This window comes from Aeromicrobium sp. IC_218 (assembly GCF_004336805.1).
GTDB lineage: Bacteria > Actinomycetota > Actinomycetes > Propionibacteriales > Nocardioidaceae > Aeromicrobium.
On the sequence record NZ_SJXM01000002.1, the window covers coordinates 98500 to 117466 of the forward strand.

At 73.4% G+C, this 18967-nt stretch carries 18 protein-coding genes; 4 read left to right on the forward strand and 14 right to left on the reverse strand.

What is annotated here, in order from left to right; genetic code table 11:
• Positions 1 to 8: 8 nt before the first annotated feature.
• The 7 genes from dxs to E0W78_RS02615 form a co-directional block, all read right to left on the reverse strand.
• The gene (dxs, locus tag E0W78_RS02585; RefSeq protein WP_131402291.1) at positions 9 to 1889 is read right to left on the reverse strand and encodes a 1-deoxy-D-xylulose-5-phosphate synthase; all 1881 of its coding nucleotides are present in this window, start codon (positions 1887 to 1889) and stop codon (positions 9 to 11) included.
• Between the two features lie 73 nt (positions 1890 to 1962).
• Positions 1963 to 2472 carry a flavin reductase family protein gene (locus E0W78_RS02590; protein WP_131402292.1) on the reverse strand — a complete coding sequence of 170 codons (510 nt, stop codon included), beginning with the start codon at positions 2470 to 2472 and terminating at the stop codon, positions 1963 to 1965.
• Between the two features lie 103 nt (positions 2473 to 2575).
• Positions 2576 to 5410: an aconitate hydratase gene (locus E0W78_RS02595; RefSeq protein ID WP_131402293.1), complete on the reverse strand. Its 2835-nt coding sequence runs from the start codon at positions 5408 to 5410 to the stop codon at positions 2576 to 2578.
• A 146-nt stretch (positions 5411 to 5556) separates the two neighbouring features.
• Positions 5557 to 6255, reverse strand: a complete 699-nt coding sequence (locus E0W78_RS02600; protein WP_131402294.1) for a hypothetical protein — start codon at positions 6253 to 6255, stop codon at positions 5557 to 5559.
• A 46-nt stretch (positions 6256 to 6301) separates the two neighbouring features.
• On the reverse strand, positions 6302 to 8863 hold the full coding sequence (locus E0W78_RS02605) for a hypothetical protein (RefSeq protein ID WP_131402295.1): 2562 nt from the start codon (positions 8861 to 8863) through the stop codon (positions 6302 to 6304).
• Positions 8864 to 8912: 49 nt separating this feature from the next.
• Positions 8913 to 10133, reverse strand: coding sequence for a TRAM domain-containing protein (locus E0W78_RS02610; RefSeq protein ID WP_207392595.1), 1221 nt, complete (start codon positions 10131 to 10133; stop codon positions 8913 to 8915).
• Positions 10126 to 12129 carry an APC family permease gene (locus E0W78_RS02615; RefSeq protein ID WP_131402296.1) on the reverse strand — a complete coding sequence of 668 codons (2004 nt, stop codon included), beginning with the start codon at positions 12127 to 12129 and terminating at the stop codon, positions 10126 to 10128. The genes E0W78_RS02610 and E0W78_RS02615 overlap by 8 nt, the downstream gene beginning before the upstream one ends.
• 68 nt (positions 12130 to 12197) lie before the next feature.
• On the opposite strand from E0W78_RS02615, the gene E0W78_RS02620 reads away from it, so the two are divergent.
• Positions 12198 to 12863: a TrkA family potassium uptake protein gene (locus E0W78_RS02620; protein WP_131402297.1), complete on the forward strand. Its 666-nt coding sequence runs from the start codon at positions 12198 to 12200 to the stop codon at positions 12861 to 12863.
• Positions 12860 to 13522: a TrkA family potassium uptake protein gene (locus tag E0W78_RS02625; RefSeq protein ID WP_131402298.1), complete on the forward strand. Its 663-nt coding sequence runs from the start codon at positions 12860 to 12862 to the stop codon at positions 13520 to 13522. Before E0W78_RS02620 ends, E0W78_RS02625 begins: the two co-directional genes overlap by 4 nt.
• Positions 13523 to 13525: 3 nt before the next feature.
• On the opposite strand, the gene E0W78_RS02630 is transcribed toward E0W78_RS02625, so the two are convergent.
• Genes E0W78_RS02630 through dut form a run of 4 tightly spaced genes read right to left on the reverse strand, consistent with a single transcriptional unit; the run spans position 13526 to position 15602 of the window.
• On the reverse strand, positions 13526 to 14206 hold the full coding sequence (locus tag E0W78_RS02630; RefSeq protein ID WP_207392596.1) for a DUF3159 domain-containing protein: 681 nt from the start codon (positions 14204 to 14206) through the stop codon (positions 13526 to 13528).
• On the reverse strand, positions 14203 to 14562 hold the full coding sequence (locus E0W78_RS02635) for an OB-fold nucleic acid binding domain-containing protein (protein ID WP_207392597.1): 360 nt from the start codon (positions 14560 to 14562) through the stop codon (positions 14203 to 14205). The genes E0W78_RS02630 and E0W78_RS02635 overlap by 4 nt, the downstream gene beginning before the upstream one ends.
• A 39-nt stretch (positions 14563 to 14601) precedes the next feature.
• Complete coding sequence (locus E0W78_RS02640; RefSeq protein ID WP_131402299.1) at positions 14602 to 15156, reverse strand: GrpB family protein; 555 nt, start codon at positions 15154 to 15156, stop codon at positions 14602 to 14604.
• Between the two features lie 2 nt (positions 15157 to 15158).
• Positions 15159 to 15602, reverse strand: a complete 444-nt coding sequence (gene dut, locus E0W78_RS02645) for a dUTP diphosphatase (protein WP_207392598.1) — start codon at positions 15600 to 15602, stop codon at positions 15159 to 15161.
• 64 nt (positions 15603 to 15666) lie between these two features.
• Here dut and E0W78_RS02650 point away from each other — a divergent pair, with 64 nt between their 5' ends.
• Together E0W78_RS02650 and E0W78_RS02655 are read left to right on the forward strand one after the other, a co-directional pair.
• A complete protein-coding gene (locus E0W78_RS02650) occupies positions 15667 to 16161 on the forward strand; it encodes a DUF3093 family protein (RefSeq protein ID WP_165570376.1) in 495 nt (164 codons plus the stop codon).
• A complete protein-coding gene (locus E0W78_RS02655) occupies positions 16136 to 16492 on the forward strand; it encodes a DUF4235 domain-containing protein (protein ID WP_131402301.1) in 357 nt (118 codons plus the stop codon). Before E0W78_RS02650 ends, E0W78_RS02655 begins: the two co-directional genes overlap by 26 nt.
• Before the next feature lie 207 nt (positions 16493 to 16699).
• Here the strand turns inward: E0W78_RS02655 and E0W78_RS02660 are convergent, their stop codons facing one another.
• The 3 genes from E0W78_RS02660 to E0W78_RS02670 form a co-directional block, all read right to left on the reverse strand.
• Positions 16700 to 16999: a DUF4193 domain-containing protein gene (locus E0W78_RS02660; protein WP_019145566.1), complete on the reverse strand. Its 300-nt coding sequence runs from the start codon at positions 16997 to 16999 to the stop codon at positions 16700 to 16702.
• A 61-nt stretch (positions 17000 to 17060) separates the two neighbouring features.
• Entirely contained in the window at positions 17061 to 17861 is an 801-nt protein-coding gene (locus E0W78_RS02665; protein WP_131402302.1) for an inositol monophosphatase family protein, read from the reverse strand.
• The gene (locus E0W78_RS02670; RefSeq protein ID WP_131402303.1) at positions 17858 to 18898 is read right to left on the reverse strand and encodes a ferrochelatase; all 1041 of its coding nucleotides are present in this window, start codon (positions 18896 to 18898) and stop codon (positions 17858 to 17860) included. Before E0W78_RS02670 ends, E0W78_RS02665 begins: the two co-directional genes overlap by 4 nt.
• Positions 18899 to 18967 lie beyond the last annotated feature (69 nt).

The following is an 18967-nucleotide window of genomic DNA, read 5'->3' on the forward strand; positions in this document are numbered from 1 at the left end:
TCAATGCCTCAGGAGTCGGAGGTATTCCGGCCGAGCCGGTCGAGGGTGTCGGCGGCGACGGCCTCGGGCGTGAGGCCGAGCCGGCCGAGGACGACGTCGCGCTTGGCGTGGTCGAGGAACTCCTGCGCGACGGCGTGGACGGCGACCGGCGTGTCGATGCCGGCGTCCTGCAGCGCGGCGGTGATCGACGCACCGACGCCGCCGACGCGACCGTTGTCCTCGAACGTCACGACGAGCTCGTGCTCGCGGGCCAGGTCGAGGATCGAGGCGTCGACCGGCTTGACCCAGCGCGGGTCGACGACGGTCACGCGGACGCCCTGCTCGCGCAGCAGCGCCGCGGCCCGCTCACCGGCCCGGGCGAACGAGCCGACCGCCACGAGCAGCACCTCGGCGTCGTCGTCGCGGCTCAGGACGTCGCTGCGGCCCACGCGGTCGATGGCCGGCAGGTCGTCGGGCACGGCGCCCTTGGCGAAGCGGACGACCGTGGGCGCGTCCTCGACGGCGACGGCCTCGCGCAGCAGCTCGCGCAGACGGGCGCCGTCGCGTGGGGCGGCCAGCTGCAGGCCCGGGACGAGCTGGAACAGCGACATGTCCCACATGCCGTTGTGGCTCGCGCCGTCGTCGCCGGTGACACCGGCGCGGTCGAGCACGAAGGTGACGCCGCAGCGGTGCAGGGCGACGTCGAGCAGCACCTGGTCGAAGGCGCGGTTCATGAAGGTCGCATAGACCGCCACCACCGGGTGCAGCCCGGCCATGGCCATGCCCGCCGCGCTGGTGACGGCGTGCTGCTCGGCGATGCCGACGTCGAAGACCCGGTCGGGGAACTTGTCGGCGAACGCGTCGAGGCCGACCGGGTAGAGCATGGCGGCGGTGATGCCGACCAGGTCGTCGCGCTCGTCGGCCAGGCGCACCACCTCGTCGCGGAAGACCGACGTCCAGCCGACCGGCGCGACCGTGGTGGCGTCGCCGGTGAGACGGTCGAACGGGCCCGACTGGTGCATCTGGTCGTTCTCGTTGGCCACGGCGATGTCGTAGCCCTGGCCCTTGGTCGTGATGACGTGCACGAGCACCGGGCCGCCGAAGTTGCGGGCCAGCGTGAGCGCCTGCTCGACCGCGGCGCGGTCGTGGCCGTCGACCGGGCCGAGGTACTTCAGGCCGAGGTCCTCGAACATGTTCTGCGGGGCGAAGGCGTCCTTGACGCCCTTCTTCATCGCGTGGAGCGCCTCGTAGGCCGCGCTGCCGACGGTGCCGCCGCGGCTGAGCCGCTCCTTGACCGCGCGCAGCGTGGGCTCGTAGCGCGGGTTGGTGCGGATCTGGGCCAGCTTGTTGGCCAGGCCGCCGACGGTCGGCGTGTACGAGCGTCCGTTGTCGTTGACCACGACGACGAGCCGACGAGTCTGGTCGGCGGCGATGTTGTTGAGCGCCTCCCAGGCCATGCCGCCGGTGAGGGCGCCGTCGCCGATGACCGCGACGACGTGGTCGTCGCTGCCGCGCAGCTGGTTCGCGCGGGCCATGCCGTCGGCGTACGACAGGCTCGTGGACGCGTGGGAGTTCTCGACCCAGTCGTGCTCGGACTCGGCTTGCGAGGGGTAGCCCGACAGGCCGTCCTCCTGGCGCAGCCGCTCGAAGTCGGCGGCGCGGCCGGTGAGCATCTTGTGGACGTACGACTGGTGCCCGGTGTCCCACACGATGCGGTCGCGCGGGGAGTCGAAGACGCGGTGCATCGCGATCGTCAGCTCGACGACGCCCAGGTTCGGGCCGAGGTGGCCGCCGCTGCGTGCGACCGAGACGAGCAGCCGCTCGCGCACCTCCGCGGCGAGCTCGGTGAGCTCGGCGTCGGTCAGCCCGGCGAGGTCGGCGGGGCCCGTCACGCGGTCCAGGACGCCCATCCGATCTCCTTCTCCCACGTTGCCCGACGACATTGGGCCAGTCTACCGACGAGTCGGCTGGCGGCCCGGTCGCCTACGTCCGGTACCGGCCACGCAGGTGGACGAGCGGCTCGCCCTCCCCCACGGCCACGTGCTCGACCGTGCCCTCGACCAGCAGCGCCCAGCCCGCGTGCCGCCGCGGGGCGTCGTCGAGCCGGACGCCGAGGTGGCCGACGGCGTCGACCAGGCGCGGGCCGTGCTCCCCGTCGGCCCACTCGCCCTGGGTGAACGGGCCGCCCGGGGCCGGCGCCAGGCCGGCGAACGCGTCGGCCAGGAAGCGGTGCCGCTCCCCCAGCACGTTGACGGTGACGAGCCCGGTGTCGTCCAGCGCGTCGGCCAGCTCGGAGTCCTCGTCGACGAGCCCGAGCACGCGCGCGGGGTCGCCGTCGGCGACGAGCAGCGAGGAGATCGTCAGCCCGGCGCGGTCGCGTCCGTGGCCGGTCGTCCAGACCGTCACCGGCGCGGCCAGACGTCCGCGCAGGCGGCGCAGGGGGTCGCGGTCCCCCTCGCCGGGCACGAACGGGTGGTCGGTGTGGATCGTCACGCTCTCACTCTCCCGGGAAAGCGCTGAGGGTGACGTTGTTGCGGCTCGACACGGCGTGTCGCCTCAACAACGTCACCCTCAGCGCGTGGGGTGGCCGCTCAGCTCAGAGGAGGCTGCGCAGCACGTACGGCATGATGCCGCCGTTGCGGTAGTAGTTCGCCTCACCGGGGGTGTCGATGCGCACGACGGCGTCGAACTCGACGTCGCCGGCCTTGACCTTGACCGTCTTGGGCGTGCGGCCCTCGTTGAGCTCGGTGATGCCCGTGAACTCGAAGGTCTCCTCGCCGGTCAGGCCGAGGCTCTCGGCGTTCTGGCCCTCGGGGAACTGCAGCGGCAGGACGCCCATGCCGATGAGGTTGGAGCGGTGGATCCGCTCGTAGCTCTCGGCGATGACGACCTTGACGCCCAGCAGCGCCGTGCCCTTGGCCGCCCAGTCGCGCGACGAGCCCGAGCCGTACTCCTTGCCGGCCAGGACGACCAGCGGGGTGCCGGCGGCCTGGTAGTTCTGCGAGGCGTCGAACACCGAGGTGACCTCGCCGCCGGCGGTGAAGTCGCGCGTGAAGCCGCCCTCGGTGCCGGGGGCGATCTGGTTGCGCAGGCGGATGTTGGCGAACGTGCCGCGGATCATGACCTCGTGGTTGCCGCGACGCGACCCCAGCGAGTTGAAGTCGCGCGGCTCGACGCCGTTCTCCATCAGGTACTTGCCCGCAGGGCTGTCCTTCTTGATCGCACCGGCCGGCGAGATGTGGTCGGTGGTGACCGAGTCGCCGAGCTTGAGCAGGACGCGGGCGCCGGAGACGTCCTCGACCGGGCTGGGCTCGAGCTGCATGCCGTCGAAGTAGGGCGCCTTGCGGACGTAGGTGGAGTCCGCGTCCCACTCGAAGGTGTCGCCGTCGGGCGTCGGCAGGTTCTGCCAGCGCTCGTCACCGGCGAAGACGTCGGCGTACTCACGGCTGAACGTGTCCGAGGAGATCGCCTCCTGGATGACGTCCTCGACCTCGGCCGGCGAGGGCCAGATGTCCTTGAGGTACACCGGGTTGCCCTCGGTGTCGTTGCCCAGCGGCTCGGTGGTGATGTCCATGTCCATGGAGCCGGCCAGGGCGTACGCGACGACCAGCGGCGGCGACGCCAGGTAGTTCATCTTGATGTCCGGGTTGATCCGGCCCTCGAAGTTGCGGTTGCCCGAGAGCACCGAGACGACGGCGAGGTCGTTCTCGTTGACCGCCGCGCTGACCTCGGGGATGAGCGGGCCGGAGTTGCCGATGCAGGTGGTGCAGCCGTAGCCGACCAGGTTGAAGCCCAGCTTGTCCAGGTACGGCGTGAGGCCGGCGCGCTCGTAGTAGTCCGAGACGACCTTCGAGCCGGGGGCCAGCGTCGTCTTGACCCACGGCTTGCGCGCGAGGCCCTTCTCGACGGCCTTCTTGGCCAGCAGCGCCGCGCCGATCATGACCGACGGGTTGGACGTGTTGGTGCACGACGTGATGGCCGCGATCGTGACCGCGCCGTGGTCGAGCTCGAACTGCGTGCCGTCCTCGAGCGTCACCATCGCCGGGTTGCTCGGGCGGCCGCCGTCGGCCGGGGCGCAGGACGCGTAGTCCTTGGGCGCGCTCTTGCCGTCGTCGTGGCTCGACACCGGGTCGGAGGCCGGGAACGTCTCGGCCACGGCCTCGTCGTAGCCGGTCTCCTCGTTCGCCGCCGGCGGGACGCCGGGCTTGCGGTCGCCGTCGACCTCGTCGGTGGCGTAGTCGGCCAGCGCGCCGCGGAAGCCCTGCTTGGCCTCGGCCAGCACGACGCGGTCCTGCGGACGCTTCGGGCCGGCGATCGACGGGACGACCTCGGAGAGGTCGAGCTCGAGGTACTCGGAGTAGCGCGGCTCGGCGGCCGGGTCGTGCCACAGGCCCTGGGCCTTGGCGTAGGCCTCGGTGAGGGCGATCTGCTCCTCGTCGCGGCCGGTGAGGCGCATGTACTTGGTCGTCTCGTCGTCGATCGGGAAGATCGCGACGGTCGAGCCGTACTCGGGGCTCATGTTGCCGATCGTGGCGCGGTTGGCCAGCGGGACGGCCGAGACGCCGGGGCCGTAGAACTCGACGAACTTGCCGACGACGCCGTGCTTGCGCAGCTGCTCGGTGATCGTGAGGACGAGGTCGGTCGCGGTGGCACCCTCGGGCAGCTCGCCGGACAGCTTGAAGCCGACGACGCGCGGGATGAGCATGCTGATCGGCTGGCCGAGCATCGCGGCCTCGGCCTCGATGCCGCCGACGCCCCAGCCCACGACACCGAGGCCGTTGACCATGGTCGTGTGCGAGTCGGTGCCGACGCAGGAGTCGGGGTAGGCCACGAGCTCACCGTCGGTGTCGCGGGTGAACACCACGCGCGCCAGCTTCTCGATGTTGACCTGGTGGACGATGCCGGTGCCCGGCGGGACGACCTTGAAGTCGTCGAAGGCGCCCTGGCCCCAGCGCAGGAACTTGTAGCGCTCGCCGTTGCGCTCGTACTCGATCTCGACGTTGCGCTCGAAGGCGTCCGGCGTGCCGAAGACGTCGGCGATGACGGAGTGGTCGATGACCATCTCGGCCGGCGCGAGCGGGTTGATCTTGGCCGGGTCGCCGCCCAGGTCGGCCATCGCCTCACGCATGGTGGCGAGGTCGACGACGCACGGGACGCCGGTGAAGTCCTGCATGATCACGCGCGCGGGCGTGAACTGGATCTCCTTGCTGGGGTCCGCCTCGGCGTCCCAGCCGGCGAGGGCCTCGATGTCGGCCTTCGTGATGTCGGCACCGTCCTCGGTGCGCAGCAGCGCCTCGAGGAGCACCTTCAGGCTGTAGGGAAGCGTGGCCACGTCCAGCCCCTCGCCCTGGACGGCGTCCAGGCGGAAGTACTGGTAGCTCTGCTCACCAACCTTCAGCGACTCCTTGGCGTGGAAGCTGTCGACTGCCATGGTGTTCTCCTTCGATGGCGCGGGTCGGTCCCCATCCTGCCCACGGTCCATCATGCGACGCGTGCTCAGGTCTGCCTAACCGTAAGTATCTTGATATCAAGATACACGATATCAAGGAGTCGGTCAGTGCGAGCGCAGCGACACGGTCACCACAGGCTCGGCGCGTGCAGGACCGGCCACACGAACCACACGTAGCTGGCCGCCACCGCGAGCACGCCGACGACGCCCACGACCTCGAGCACGGTCACCACCGTGCGCCGCTGCGGCGTGAGCAAAGCGTCCTCCCCCGTCGCCTCGACGACCCGGCTCCGGGCCAGCAGGTCGGCCGGGTTGGGCAGCGACGGGACGACCAGCAGCACGAGCCCGACAGCCAGCACCACGTAGGCCAGGATGCCGACGTGCCAGGCGTCCGGGGTCGCGGTGCGCAGCACCGTCGGCAGGCCGAACGGGAGCGCGGTCAGCAGCAGGTCGAGCAGCACCACCTGCACGAGGCCGCGGACGATCCCGCGGCCGGCGCCGAGCAGGGCACCGCTCTCACGGTCGACGACGCGGACGCCCACCCGGTGCATGCCGATGCTGTGCCCGCGAAGCCCGGCGCGCAGGCCGTTGTTCCAGAGCAGGAAGAGCTCGCCGGCGACGAGTCCGGCGACGAGCAGGTGGTCGGGCAGGCCGTCGCTCCACGACAGGTCGACGTCCTCGAGCCCCACCACCCGGCCCAGCAGGAGGACCGCGGCGTACAGCACGACGGCGGCGGTGAAGGCGGCGCTGAACAGGAGCGCGTCGTTGAAGAAGGCGTCCTGGCGCTTCTCGGTCAGCGTGGTCGGGGCCTCGGCCTCGGTGCTCATGCCCTCACTGTCCCGCCTCGCCCCACCCGGGGCAAGCAACGCGCCGTCAACGCATCGCGGCGAGTCGTCCGGCCACCGCACGTCCGGCCCGGACGGCCGACTCCCAGGCGATGCCGGCGGACAGCAACGCGGTGCCGACGAGGCCGAACAGCAGCCAGCGCGGGAGCACGAGAGCGTACGGTCCGAGGCCGGCCAGGGTCACCAGGGCCAGGACGGCGGCCCCGGCCACGAGCGGCGCTCGCCAGTGCAGCACCAGCCCGGCGACCAGGGCGGCCAGCGCGACGAGTCCCAGCGCCAGGCCGCGCCAGGAGGCGGCGTCGGCCAGGACGTACGGCAGGGTCGGGAGCAGCGCCAGGGCGAGTCCCGCAGACAGCGCGGCCTCGGAGCGGAGGGCCGGTCGACGCCGCATGGCCAGCACCCCCGCCACGAGCAGGGCCGCGGCGAACGGCGCGGTGTAGGCCTCGACGACGCCGACGTCGCTGGCCACCAGGCGCAGCACGTACGACGCCCCGAGGGCGACCGCTCCGGCGAGGCGCCACCACCGGCCGTGGTCGACCCGCCAGGAGACGAGCACGAGCGCGACGCCGAGCAGGCACCAGAGCAGCGCGGACCAGCCGGTGGTCGGGGCGCCGGCCAGACCGGCCACGACGAGCGGCACCGCGGCGGCCTGCACGGCCACCCGCACCAGGCCGCTGGCGAGCAGGGCCCCGCCGAGCGCGACCGCGCCGGCCAGGACGGCCACGAGCGTCCAGGCCCGGTCCTCGTCGGAGACCAGCCGGACGGCGACCACGACGGCGGCACCGGCGGCCAGCGCCGCGATCGCCGTCGCGGGGGCCTGCACCCGCTCGCGGTCGTCCAGCAGCGCCACGACGCCCAGGCAGACCGCCACGAGGCAGGCCAGCAGGAACGAGGCCTCCAGGGCGTCCGCCACCAGGAGGGACGCCACCGCCGACCCGGCGACGGCGGCCACCGACGCCGGCCACGGCAGCGCGCGCCCGAACAGCGTCGTGAGCGCCAGGCCCAGGACGGTCACGCCGGCCACGAGCGCCAGCGGCAGCTCGGCGGCCTGGACCGCCGGCCCGAGGGTGAGTGCGACGAGCACGGCGGCTGCGAACGGCAGCCAGTCGGACGCGGTGCGGAGCGGCGCTGGCAGGTCCGGCAGCGACCGCCGCGCGAGCAGGACCGTCGCGGCCAGCGCCACGCCCACCGGCAGCACGACCCACCAGGGGGTCACGACGTACGCGTCCAGCACGCGGCCGACGCCGGCGTCCTCGGCCGGGACGACGCCCAGCCCGGTACCGTCGGCGAGACGCGGAGCAGCCAGGATCTCCGACCACCAGCTCAGCAGGGCCAGCGCCAGCAGCGCGGCCAGCGGCACCGCCGCCGCCCGCAGCCCCCGCGACCATCCGCCGCCGCTCACCGGGACCGCCGCCAGCACGACCGCCAGGACGGAGGCGGTGAGCAGCGGGGCGCGCCACGGGTCGGCGTCCTGCAGCGGGACGAGGACGAGCACGAGGAGGGTGAGTGCACCGGCGCACGCGAACCAGGCCCGGCGGCTCGGGACCGCCTGGGCGGCGCCGAGCAGGACGGCCGCCACCACGAGCAGTGGCAGCCCGGTGAGGCCCGAGACCACCGCCGACGGGTCGGCGGCCAGCTCGGTCAGGGCGGCGAGGACGAACACGAACGCTCCGGCGCCCACCCCGGCCAGGCCGACCAGGCGTCCCCAGGTGTCGCCGGACAGGTGGGCAGCACCCGCGGCGAGCCCGGGCAGCAGCGCCGCCACGGCGACCGCCCACGAGACGGACCAGCCGTGCTCGGCCAGCAGGACGACGACCAGCACCAGCGCGGCCACGGCCGTGGCCGCGGCACCGAGCACGCCGGGCGCGCGCAGGCGTCCGTCGAGCGGTCCGGCGCTCCAGCGTCCGGCCGCCAGGCCGAGGGCGAGGGCCACGAGCGACCAGACGACCACCACCGCCTCGACGGGAGCGGCCCGCAGACCGGCGAGGTCGAGCCCGTACGCCGCGAACCAGTCGATCGTCACCGTGCCGACCACGAGCACCCACGCGGTCTCGGCCGAGGCGCGGAGTCGGCGCCAGGTCAGCACGACGGCCAGTGCGGTCGCCAGCGCGGTGAGCACGAGCATGATGACGACGCGGCCGGCCACGCCCACCACGGCCCACGCGAACGACACGAAGATGATGCTGGCGACGAGCAGCATCAGGGCTCCGAGAGCGAGCAGGATCGAGCCCACCGAGGCACCGGGGCTCGGTGTCCGCGGTCCGACCAGCGGTCCGGGTCCGGCCGGCTGGGGACGCGCGTCGCCGCGGTACGACGGGTACGCCGGGTACGGGCCGGCCGGGTGCGGCGGTCCCGCGGGCACGGCGGCCGGCGCGGGTGCCGGGGCGCGCTGCGGCTGCGGCGGGACGGCGGCGGCGACCGGACGGGAGGCCGTGCGCGCGGCGGCGAGCTGCTCGTCGGCCCGGCGCAGCGTCTGCCACAGCTCACGGGCCGGACGGGTGGTGAGATCGAGCCCGCAGGCCGGGCAGCGGACCGCTCCCCCGAGCGTCGACCGGCAGTCCGGGCACACGGACGCGTCGGCGAAGGTCATGGCCGTCACTGTGGCGTGCCGGCACCGGCGCCGACAAGCCGACGCGCGGTCAGCCGGCCCGGCGCAGCACCGCGACGCACTCGACGTGGTGCGTCTGCGGGAACAGGTCGAAGGCGCGCAGCCCGTCCAGCTCGTAGCCGCGGGCGGCGAACGAGGCCAGGTCGCGGGCCAGCGCTGCCGGGTCGCACGCGACGTAGACGATCGTGCGCGGCTCGAGCGCGACGATGCCGGCGACCGCCTTCTTGGCCCCGGTGCGCGGCGGGTCGAGCACGACGACGTCGAGGCGCTCCCCCACGAGGCGCCGCCGCAGCGCGGCCTCGACGGTGGCGTCGACGAGCCGGACGTGCTCGAACGCGTGCAGGTTGCGCCGGGCGTCGCGCGTGCCGCCGTGGTCGGCCTCGACCGACACGACCGACCCGCTGGGGCCGGTGGCCTCGGCCAGCGGCGCCGTGAACAGGCCGACGCCGGCGTAGAGGTCGGCGACCGCGTCGCCCGGACGCACGCCGGCCGCGGTCATCACGGCGTCCGTCAGCAAGCGTGCCGACTCCGGGTGCACCTGCCAGAACCCCGACCCGGTCACCCGGAAGCGGTGCTCGCCGACCTGCTCGGTCACGCCGCCGCGACCCTCGCGACGACGGCCGTTCGTGCCGACGACCCCTCCGGTCTCCAGGCCGGCCGGCACCGGGCCGTCGGCGACGACCAGCGTGTCGCCGGTGGACGAGACGACCGCCTCGACGCTGTCGGACTCCCAGTCGTGGGCCAGCACGTCCGGGAGCCCGGGGTGCGCGATCCAGCACCTCTCGACCTCGACGACCTCGTGCGAGCGGTGCTTGCGCAGCCCGAGGTGGCCGGTCGGGCCGGGCACGAACGTCATCCGGGTGCGCCAGCCCAGCACGGGCTCGACCTCCTCGACGACGACCTCGCGGTCGAGGCCGGCCAGGCGGCGCAGCTGCTCGGCCACCACGTCACCGAGCATCCGGCGCTGCTCGGCCGGGTCGACGTGCTGGAAGTCGCAGCCGCCGCACAGGCCCGGACGCGCGTACGGGCACGGCGGGGTGACGCGGGCAGGCGACGCCTCGTGGACCTCGACCGCGTCGGCGCGCACGAAGCTGCGCTGACGCTCGGTCACCCGGGCGGTCACCCGCTCGCCGGGGATCGTGTGCCGCACGAAGAGCACCTGGCCCTCGTGCCGGGCCACGCAGTGCCCGCCGTGGGCCACCGGTCCGACGTCGACGACGACCTCGTCCCCGACGTCCAGGCCCTCACTCACCGACGTAGCCACGACGCACGTCCCCCGGCGCGGAGCCGGCCGTCGGCGGGCGACGGTCCTTCGCGGAGCGAAGCTGGTACGCCACGCTCGTGACCATGACGCCCGGCATGAACAGCAGGCGTCCCTTCAGCCGCAGCGCGGTCTGGTTGTGCAGCAGCTGCTCCCACCAGCGACCGACGACGTACTCGGGGATGTAGACCGTGATGACGTCGCGCGGGCTGGCCTTGCGCCGCTCCTTGACGTAGCGGACGACCGGCCGGACGAGCTCGCGGTAGGGCGAGTCGAGCACCGTGAGCGGCACCTTGATGTCGCGGGCGTCCCACTCGGCGAGCAGCTCGCGCGTGCGCTCGGGGTCCATCTGGACGGTGACCGCCTCGAGGGTGCTGGGCCGCGAGACCTTCGCATAGGCGAGCGCGCGCATCGTGGGCTTGTGCAGCCGGCTGACGAGCACGATGCCGTGGACGCGCGAGGGCAGCGACACGTCCTCGTCACCGATCGCCAGCTCCTCGTTGACCAGGTCGTAGTGCCGGCGGATGCCGCGCATGACCGCGAAGATCGCCACCATCGCGGCGATGGCGATCCAGGCGCCGGCCAGGAACTTGGTGATGAGCACGATGACGAGCACGACGCCGGTCATGGCCAGGCCGAAGCCGTTCACGAGCCGCGAGCGCATCATGCGCCGCCGCTCGGCCGGGTCGGTCTCGGTCGACAGCAGGCGCGTCCAGTGCCGGATCATGCCCAGCTGGCTCACCGTGAACGACACGAAGACGCCGACGATGTAGAGCTGGATGAGCCGGGTGACCTCGGCGTCGAAGGCCAGGATGAGCACGATCGCCGCCACCGCGAGCAGGACGATGCCGTTGCTGAACGCCAGCCGGTCGCCGCGGGTGTCGAGCTGGCGGGGCAGGAAGCCGTCGCGGGCCAGGATCGAGCCGAGCACCGGGAAGCCGTTGAAGGCGGTGTTGGCGGCCAGCACGAGGATCAGGCCCGTGCAGGCGATCGTGAAGTAGAACAACGGCGGGAGGTCGGCGTACAGCGCCCCGGCCAGCTGGCCCAGCACGGTGTCCTGCACGTACCCGTCGCCGACCGGCTCGCCGTTCAGCAGCAGCTGGTGGGCCGGGTCCTCGACGTACCGCAGGCCCATGAGCTGGGCGAGCACGATGACGCTGAGCAGCATGGTGATGGCGATCGTGCCGAGCATGAGCAGCGTGGTGGCGGCGTTGCGGCTCTTGGGCTCGCGGAAGGCCGGCACGCCGTTGCTGATCGCCTCGACACCGGTCAGGGCCGCACAGCCGGACGAGAAGGCCCGGGCCAGCAGGAAGACCATCGCCAGGGTCGTGACCGCGCCCTCGTACGGCGCCTCGGGCACCATCTCGAACTTCGCGCTCTCGACCTCCGGCAGCGTGCCGGTCAGGTAGCGGAAGTACCCGACCAGGCCCATGCCGATGATCGCGACCATGAACAGGTAGGTGGGCACGGCGAACGCGCGTCCGGACTCCTTGGTGCCCCGCAGGTTGATCGCCATGAGCACGAGCACGAGCGCGCTGGCCGCCAGCGCCTCGTGGCCCTCCAGGAACGGGATCGCCGCCGTGGCGTTCTGCACGCCCGAGGAGATCGAGACCGCGACGGTGAGCACGTAGTCGACGAGCAGGGCGCTGCCCACCGACAGGCCCGCGGTCGGGCCGAGGTTGACCGTCGCGACCTCGTAGTCGCCGCCGCCGCTGGGGTAGGCGTGGACGTTCTGCCGGTACGACGCGACGACGGTCAGCATCACCACGGCGACGGCCACGCCGATCGGCCAGCTGAACGCGTACGCGCTCAGCCCGGCCATCGACAGCGTCAGGAAGATCTCGTCCGGCGCGTACGCCACGGACGACAACGCGTCACTGGCGAAGATCGGCAGCGCAAGCCGCTTGGGGAGCAGCGTCTCGCCGAGCTGCGAGCTGCGGAGCTTGCGGCCGACGAGCGTCCGCTTCACGGTCCCGGAAACACCCACCGGACGATGGTAGGGCCAGGACCCCCGGAGCGAGCGACGAGCGGGGCCCTGCGGTGTAGCGTCGCTGCGTGCACATCGTGATCATGGGCTGCGGACGCGTCGGCTCGACGCTCACCCAGAGCCTGGAGGACCGCGGCCACACCACGGCCGTCATCGACTCCAACCCCGAGGCGTTCCGCCGGCTCGGCCCGGGATTCTCGGGCCGCACCGTGACCGGCGTCGGGTTCGACCGGGACGTGCTCAAGCGCGCCGGCATCGAGCAGGCCGACGCCTTCGCCGCGGTCTCCAGCGGCGACAACTCCAACATCATCGCCGCGCGTGTCGCGCGCGAGCAGTTCCAGGTGCCGAACGTCGTCGCCCGCATCTACGACCCGGGCCGCGCCGAGGTGTACGAGCGCCTGGGCATCCCCACGATCGCCACCGTGCCGTGGGCCGCCGACCAGGTGCTCCGCCGCCTGGTGCCGGCCGGCAGCGAGCCGATCTGGCGCGACCCGTCCGGCGAGGTGCGCCTCGACCACGTCTACGCGCCGTTCGGCTGGGTGGGGCGCCGCGTCTCGGACCTGGAGCGGGCGGCCTCCGTGCGCGTCGCCTACCTGCTGCGGCTGGGCACCGGCATCATCGCCACGCCCGAGACGGTCGTCCAGGAGGGCGACTACCTCAGCATCTTCGTCCGCGAGGACGACGCCGAGGCCGCGCACGCCGTGCTGGAGCGCGGACCGAAGGAGGACGCATGAGGGTCGCGATCGCCGGGGCCGGCGCCGTGGGGCGCTCGGTCGCCCAGGAGCTGCTCGACAACGGGCACACCGTGCTGCTCATCGACAAGCAGGCCACGTCCATCCGCAGCGACGTCGTGCCGGACGCGCAGTGGCTGCTGGCCGACGCGTGCGAGTTCTCCTCGCTCACCGAGGCGCAGCTGCAGACCTGCGACGTCATGATCGCCGCGACCGGCGACGACAAGGCCAACCTGGTCATCGCCCTGCTCGCCAAGACCGAGTTCACCGTGCCGCGCACCGTCGCCCGCGTGAACCACCCGAGCAACGAGTGGCTGTTCGACGAGTCCTGGGGCGTCGACGTCGCGGTGTCGACGCCGCGGCTCATGTCGGCGCTCGTCGAGGAGGCGGTGACGGTCGGCGACCTGGTGCGCCTGTTCACCTTCCGGCAGAACTCGACGAACCTGGTCGAGCTCACGATGCCCGACGACTCCCCCTTCGTCGGCCAGCGCGTCGGCGACGTGCCGTGGCCGCTGGACGTCGTGCTCGTGGCGATCCTGCGCGACCACGGCATCAACACGCCCGAGGCGGACCGGTCGCTGGAGGCCGGCGACGAGCTGCTGTTCGTGTGCCCGGAGTCGGCCGAGGCCGCGATCGGCGACCTGCTGGCCCCGAAGGGCTGAGGCTCAGGCCTCGGTGACCGGGCGTCGCTCGAGCGGCGTCGCGTTGCGGCCGAGCAGCGCGGCCATCGCGAGCAGCGCGGCGACCTGCAGCGGCCAGCCGAGCACGACCTTGCTCGTGCCGAGCAGGCCGACGTGGTCGCCGAGGTACAGCGGGTACTGCACCGCCACGCGGACGATGCAGGGCAGCGCCAGCAGCCAGGTCAGCCGCGCGCACAGGCGCACCATCGCGCGGTCGCGGCGCCAGCCCGTCGGGTCGTTGGTGACGGCGCCGACCAGGAAGCCGACGAGCGGCCAGCCGACCAGGATCGACAGCACCAGGCCGACCGCGTAGGCGCCGTTGTAGAGGATGCCGGGCAGGAAGACGTCCTTCGCCTCGCCCGTGCGCGACGCGAACACCGCGGCGATGGCGATGCCGACGAACGCGTTGATCACGAACTGCGTCGACGAGCGCTGCACCAGCCGGACGACGATGAGCAGCACGGCCAGGCCGATGCTCACGGCCAGCGAGGTGCGCAGGTCGTGGGTCAGCAGCCAGCTGACCGTGAACGAGACGGTGGGGACGGCCGCCTCGAGGATGCCGCGCCCGCCGCCCAGCGCCGCGGCCAGCTGCTGGCGCACCAGCTGCTCGACCGTCGTGACGTCCGCCGTGGTCCGGCCGTCGTCCGCCGTGGTCCGCTCGCTCACGCGGACAGCTCGTAGCGCGGGTTGAAGATGATGCGCTGGCCGTCGCGGCGGCCGACCCGGCCGTGCGCGGTCAGCTGGCGGCCCGGCTCGATGCCGGCGATGCGGCGCCGGCCGAGGAAGACCAGGGTCAGCGCCTCGGTGCCGTCGTAGAGCTCGGCCTGCAGCGCGGGCGCGCCGCCGACCGGCTCGAGCGTCACCGAGCGCAGGACGCCGTGGACGTCCACGGAGCAGCGCTCGCCCTGGGCGGCGATGGCGCGGCAGCCCGCGCGCTCGACGTCCTGCTGCAGCTCGTCGTGCTCCTGGCGGTCCAGGGCGTCACGGCGCGGCGTGCTGCCGCGCGAGAAGAGGCGTGCCATGCCGCCAGTGTAGGCGCGTCCGGCGGCGGCCGGGACCCGCTACGACCGCGAGGCCCGGGCGCGAGCCTTGATCGCCTCGACGACCTCGGTCTTGGCGTCGGCGTACGCGTTCATGTCCGCCCACTCCCGCTCGAGCAGGGTCCGTTTGGTGCGCTCGTACAGGGCGCGGTCCGCCGCGTCGGTGCGGAGGCGGTCACGCAGCAGCAGGTAGTCGTCGGCGGCCGGGTCGCCGGCCTGCAGCACGTGCACGTGGACGTCCCGGGCCGGCGTCCGGACGAGGCGGTGGCCGGGCTCGCGGACCCGCAGCTCGTACCCGGCGTCCAGCAACCGGTCGAGGTGGTCCTCCTCGGCGGTGACGTCCGTGACCGTCACCAGGACGTCGATGATGGGCTTCGCGGCCAGGCCGGGCACCGCCGTCGAGCCGATGTGCTCGACCTGCAGGGCCGCCGGCCCGAGGGCCGCACGGATGCGCCGCTCGTGCTCGGCGAACACGCCCGCCCAGCGCGGGTCGGGGTCGGCCAGCACGAGGGCTCGCTTCTCGACACCGCCCACCAGCTCGACGGTGGTGACGTCCGGTCGGCGCGGGCTCGGCACGGTCAGACCGCGAACCCGCCGGTCGATCCGTAGCCGCCCTCGCCCCGCACGGACTCGGGCAGCACGTCGACCTCGGCGAACGACGCGAGCTCGACCCGCTGGATCACCAGCTGGGCGACGCGGTCGAGCCGCGCCAGCCGGATCGGCGTGGTCGGGTCGAGGTTCACCAGGCACACCTTGATCTCGCCGCGGTAGCCGGCGTCGACCGTGCCCGGGGCGTTGACGATCGACAGCCCGTGGCGGGCGGCCAGGCCCGAGCGCGGGTGGACGAACGCCGCGAAGCCCTCGGGCAGCGCGAGGGCCACCCCGGTCGGCACCAGGCGGCGCTCCCCCGGGGCCAGCTCGACGTCCTCGGTCGTGACGAGGTCCGCCCCGGCGTCGCCCGGGTGCGCGTACGAGGGCAGCGGGACGTCCGGGTCGAGCCGGGAGATGAGCACCTGCACCATGGCCGCGACCCTACCGGCGACCCCGACGGGCACGGCCGCTTGGCGGTTCGGGCACAGTGAGCCCATGAGGTACGAGGAGCGCCTGCGGCCGTCCGCCGCCTGGTGGGCGCTGGCCATCGCGGCCGGCGTGGTCATGGGCTGGATCCTGTGGGTCGCCGCGACGCCGGAGGCCGGCGTCGTCGCGCTGGTGGTCGTCGCCGGGCTCGCCCTGGCCGCCGTGTCGCGCTGGACGCTCCGCATCGCCGTGGACGCCGACGGCACGCTGCACGTCGGGCGCGCCGTGCTCGGCGTGGCCGACCGCGGCGCCAGCACCGCGCTGGACGCCGCCGGGTACCGCGACCTGCACGGGCCACGGGCCGACCACCGCGCGGCGCTGTTCACCCGGCCGTGGGCCCGCGTGGGCGTGCGCGTCGCGGTCAGCGACCCGGCCGACCCGGCCCCCTACTGGCTGGTCTCCAGCGACCGTCCCGCCGCGCTCGCCGAGGCGCTCGACCTCGGGCACACTGGTCCGGACCCCCGTGGAGAGGACCCCCGTGGCACGACGCAAGAAGAAGGCTGAGCCCACCCTGGAGACGGCGACCGCGCCGCGCAAGGCGTCCCGCTCGGCGCGCAGCACGTGGAAGCTCATGGACCGCGGCAGCGTCGTCGTGGGCGCGCTGCTCGCCCGCCGGCTCTCGACCGGCGCGTGGCGCGTCGTCACCGGCAAGCCGGCCCCGACGAACTCCCGCAGCCCCGAGGTCGCGACCCGCGAGGCCGTCGTGTGGGCGGTCGTGGGCGGTGCCCTCGTCGAGCTCGTCCGCATGGGCACGCGCCGGGCCGCCGCGACCTACTGGGTCAAGTCGACCGGCGACCTGCCGCCGGGCATGAAGCGCGTCCGTCCGGGCAAGTAGCCCGTTCCGCCCTCGCCGAGGGCTCGCACGCCCTACCGTGGGGCCGTGGACGCACCGACCCCCGCCGACCGGGGCACGCTGGCCCCGGTCGGACGCGAGGCGTCCGACCTGCTCACCTGCGGGCTCGGCGCCCCCTAGGCACAGAAAGGCCTCGGCGACCGGACCGGTCACCGAGGCCTTGCTTTCGCTCCCGAGAAGAAGTCTGGATCAGTACGCGCAGTCGCGGCAGACCATCACGCCGTTGCGCTCCTCGGCGAGCTGGCTGCGGTGGTGCACCAGGAAGCAGGAGCCGCACGTGAACTCGTCGGACTGCTTCGGGACCACCTGCACCGACAGCTCTTCGTGGGACAGGTCCGCGCCGGGCAGCTCGAACGACTCCGCGGCCTCGACCTCGTCCTCGTCGACCTTGCCCGAGTTCTTCTCGTGGCGACGTGCCTTCAGCTCCTCGATGCTGTCCTCGGACTGCTCTTCGTCAGTCTTGCGAGGCGCGTCGTAATCAGTCGCCATGCATTCCTCCTAGTCGGCTCAACGCGGGCGATTGTTGCACACCGCCGCAACCCCCGCGCCGTCAGAAGCCACAAGCCCGGACGACCGCGGAAAATTCCTGTTCCAGCGCCGGATGGACGGCCGTGACGAGCCTCTCACCAGGGCGCCCGTCGTGCCCGCCGAGCGCTCCGCCGGCCTCGGTCACGACGAGTCCCGCCGCCGCGTGGTCCCACGGCTGCAGGCCCTCCTCGACGTACGCGTCGAGGGTGCCGTCGGCGACCGAGCACAGGTCGAGGGACGCCGCGCCGATGCGGCGGACGTCGCGCACCTGGGGCAGCAGCCGGGCCACCGCCGCGCCCTGGCGCGCGCGCCGGTCCGCGTCGTAGGAGAACCCGGTGCCGACGAGCGCCGACGCCAGCGGCGGCGGCTCGGGAAGGCGCAGCGTCTCGCGGACGTCGCCGCGCTCGCGCACCGCGCCGTGGCCGCGAGCGGCGAGCCACGCGGTGCCGTGGACGACGTCGACGACCGCGCCGGCCACGACCACGCCGTCGAGCTCGGCCGCGACGCTGACCGCGTACCGCTCGATGCCGTAGACGAAGTTGACCGTGCCGTCGATCGGGTCGATGACCCAGCGGACGCCGGACGTGCCCTCGCGGACGCCGCCCTCCTCGCCCAGCACGCCGTCGTCGGGTCGCTCGGCGAGCAGCCGGTCGACGACGACCCGCTCGGCCCCGCGGTCGATGCGGGTCACCGGGTCGGTGTCGCTGGACTTGGTGGCCGCGACCTCGACCCGGCCGGACGGTCGCTCGGCGCGGACGTACGCCGCCGCCTCGCGGGCCGCCCGGGCCGCGAGCTCGAGCAGGTCGAGCGGGTCGGTGGTCACGAGATCGTCGGCAGGTCCGCCCGCGGGTTCGCGCAGCAGTCGACGGCGCAGACGTCCCAGCACGGCGGCAGCGTGCCGACGGCCGGACGCTCGACGTCCTCGCCACGCTCGACCGCGGCGCGCTCCAGCACGAGCTGGCGGACCATCGCCACGAAGTCCGGGTGGGTGCCCGGGGTCGCCACGCGGACGTACCGCATGCCGAGCTCCTCGGCGGTGGCCGCGGCCTCGGTGTCGAGGTCGAAGACGACCTCCATGTGGTCGGACACGAAGCCGATCGGCACCACGATCACGGACTCGACGCCCTCGGTGCTCAGCTCACGCAGCCGGTCGTTCACGTCCGGCTCGAGCCAGGGCATGGTCGGCGGGCCCGAGCGCGAGCAGAAGGCCAGGTCCCAGCTGCCGGCGCCGGCGCGCTTGGCCACCTCCTCGGCGACCGACAGGTGCTGGCGGACGTAGGCGTGCTCGCCGGGACCGCCGCTGGCCGCGTCCATCGTGTCGGGGATCGAGTGGGTCACGAACACCACGTGCGTGCCCTCCGGCGCGGTCGCGAGCGCCTCCTCGAGGGCCTCGGCGAACGGGCCGACGAAGCCGGGGTGGTTGAAGCCGTGGCGCAGGCGGTCGAGCGCGACGCCGGTGCCCTCGGACGCCTCGAACAGGTTCTCGCGGTACTGGCGGCAGCCGGAGTAGGAGGAGTAGGCGCTGGTGACGAAGCAGATGGCCCGCTCGACGCCGTCGGCCTTCATCTGCTCGACGGCCTCGCGGAAGTACGGGTCCCAGTTGCGGTTGCCCCAGTAGATCGGCAGGTCGACGCCGTGCGCCGCGAAGTCCTCGCGCAGCGCCGCCAGCAGGGCCCGGTTCTGGTCGTTGATCGGGGACTTGCCCCCGAAGGAGTAGTAGTGCTCGCCCACCTCCTCCAGACGCTCGACGGGGATGTTCTTGCCGGTCGTGACGTTCTGCAGGAACGGCACGACGTCCTCGGTCTTCTCCGGTCCACCGAAGGAGACCAGGAAGAGCGCGTCGTACGGTCGGGGATCCATGCCGCCATCCTCCCACCGGGGACCCGGCGCGGCGCGCTGGCTACCCTGTCGCCGGACGACAGGAGAAGC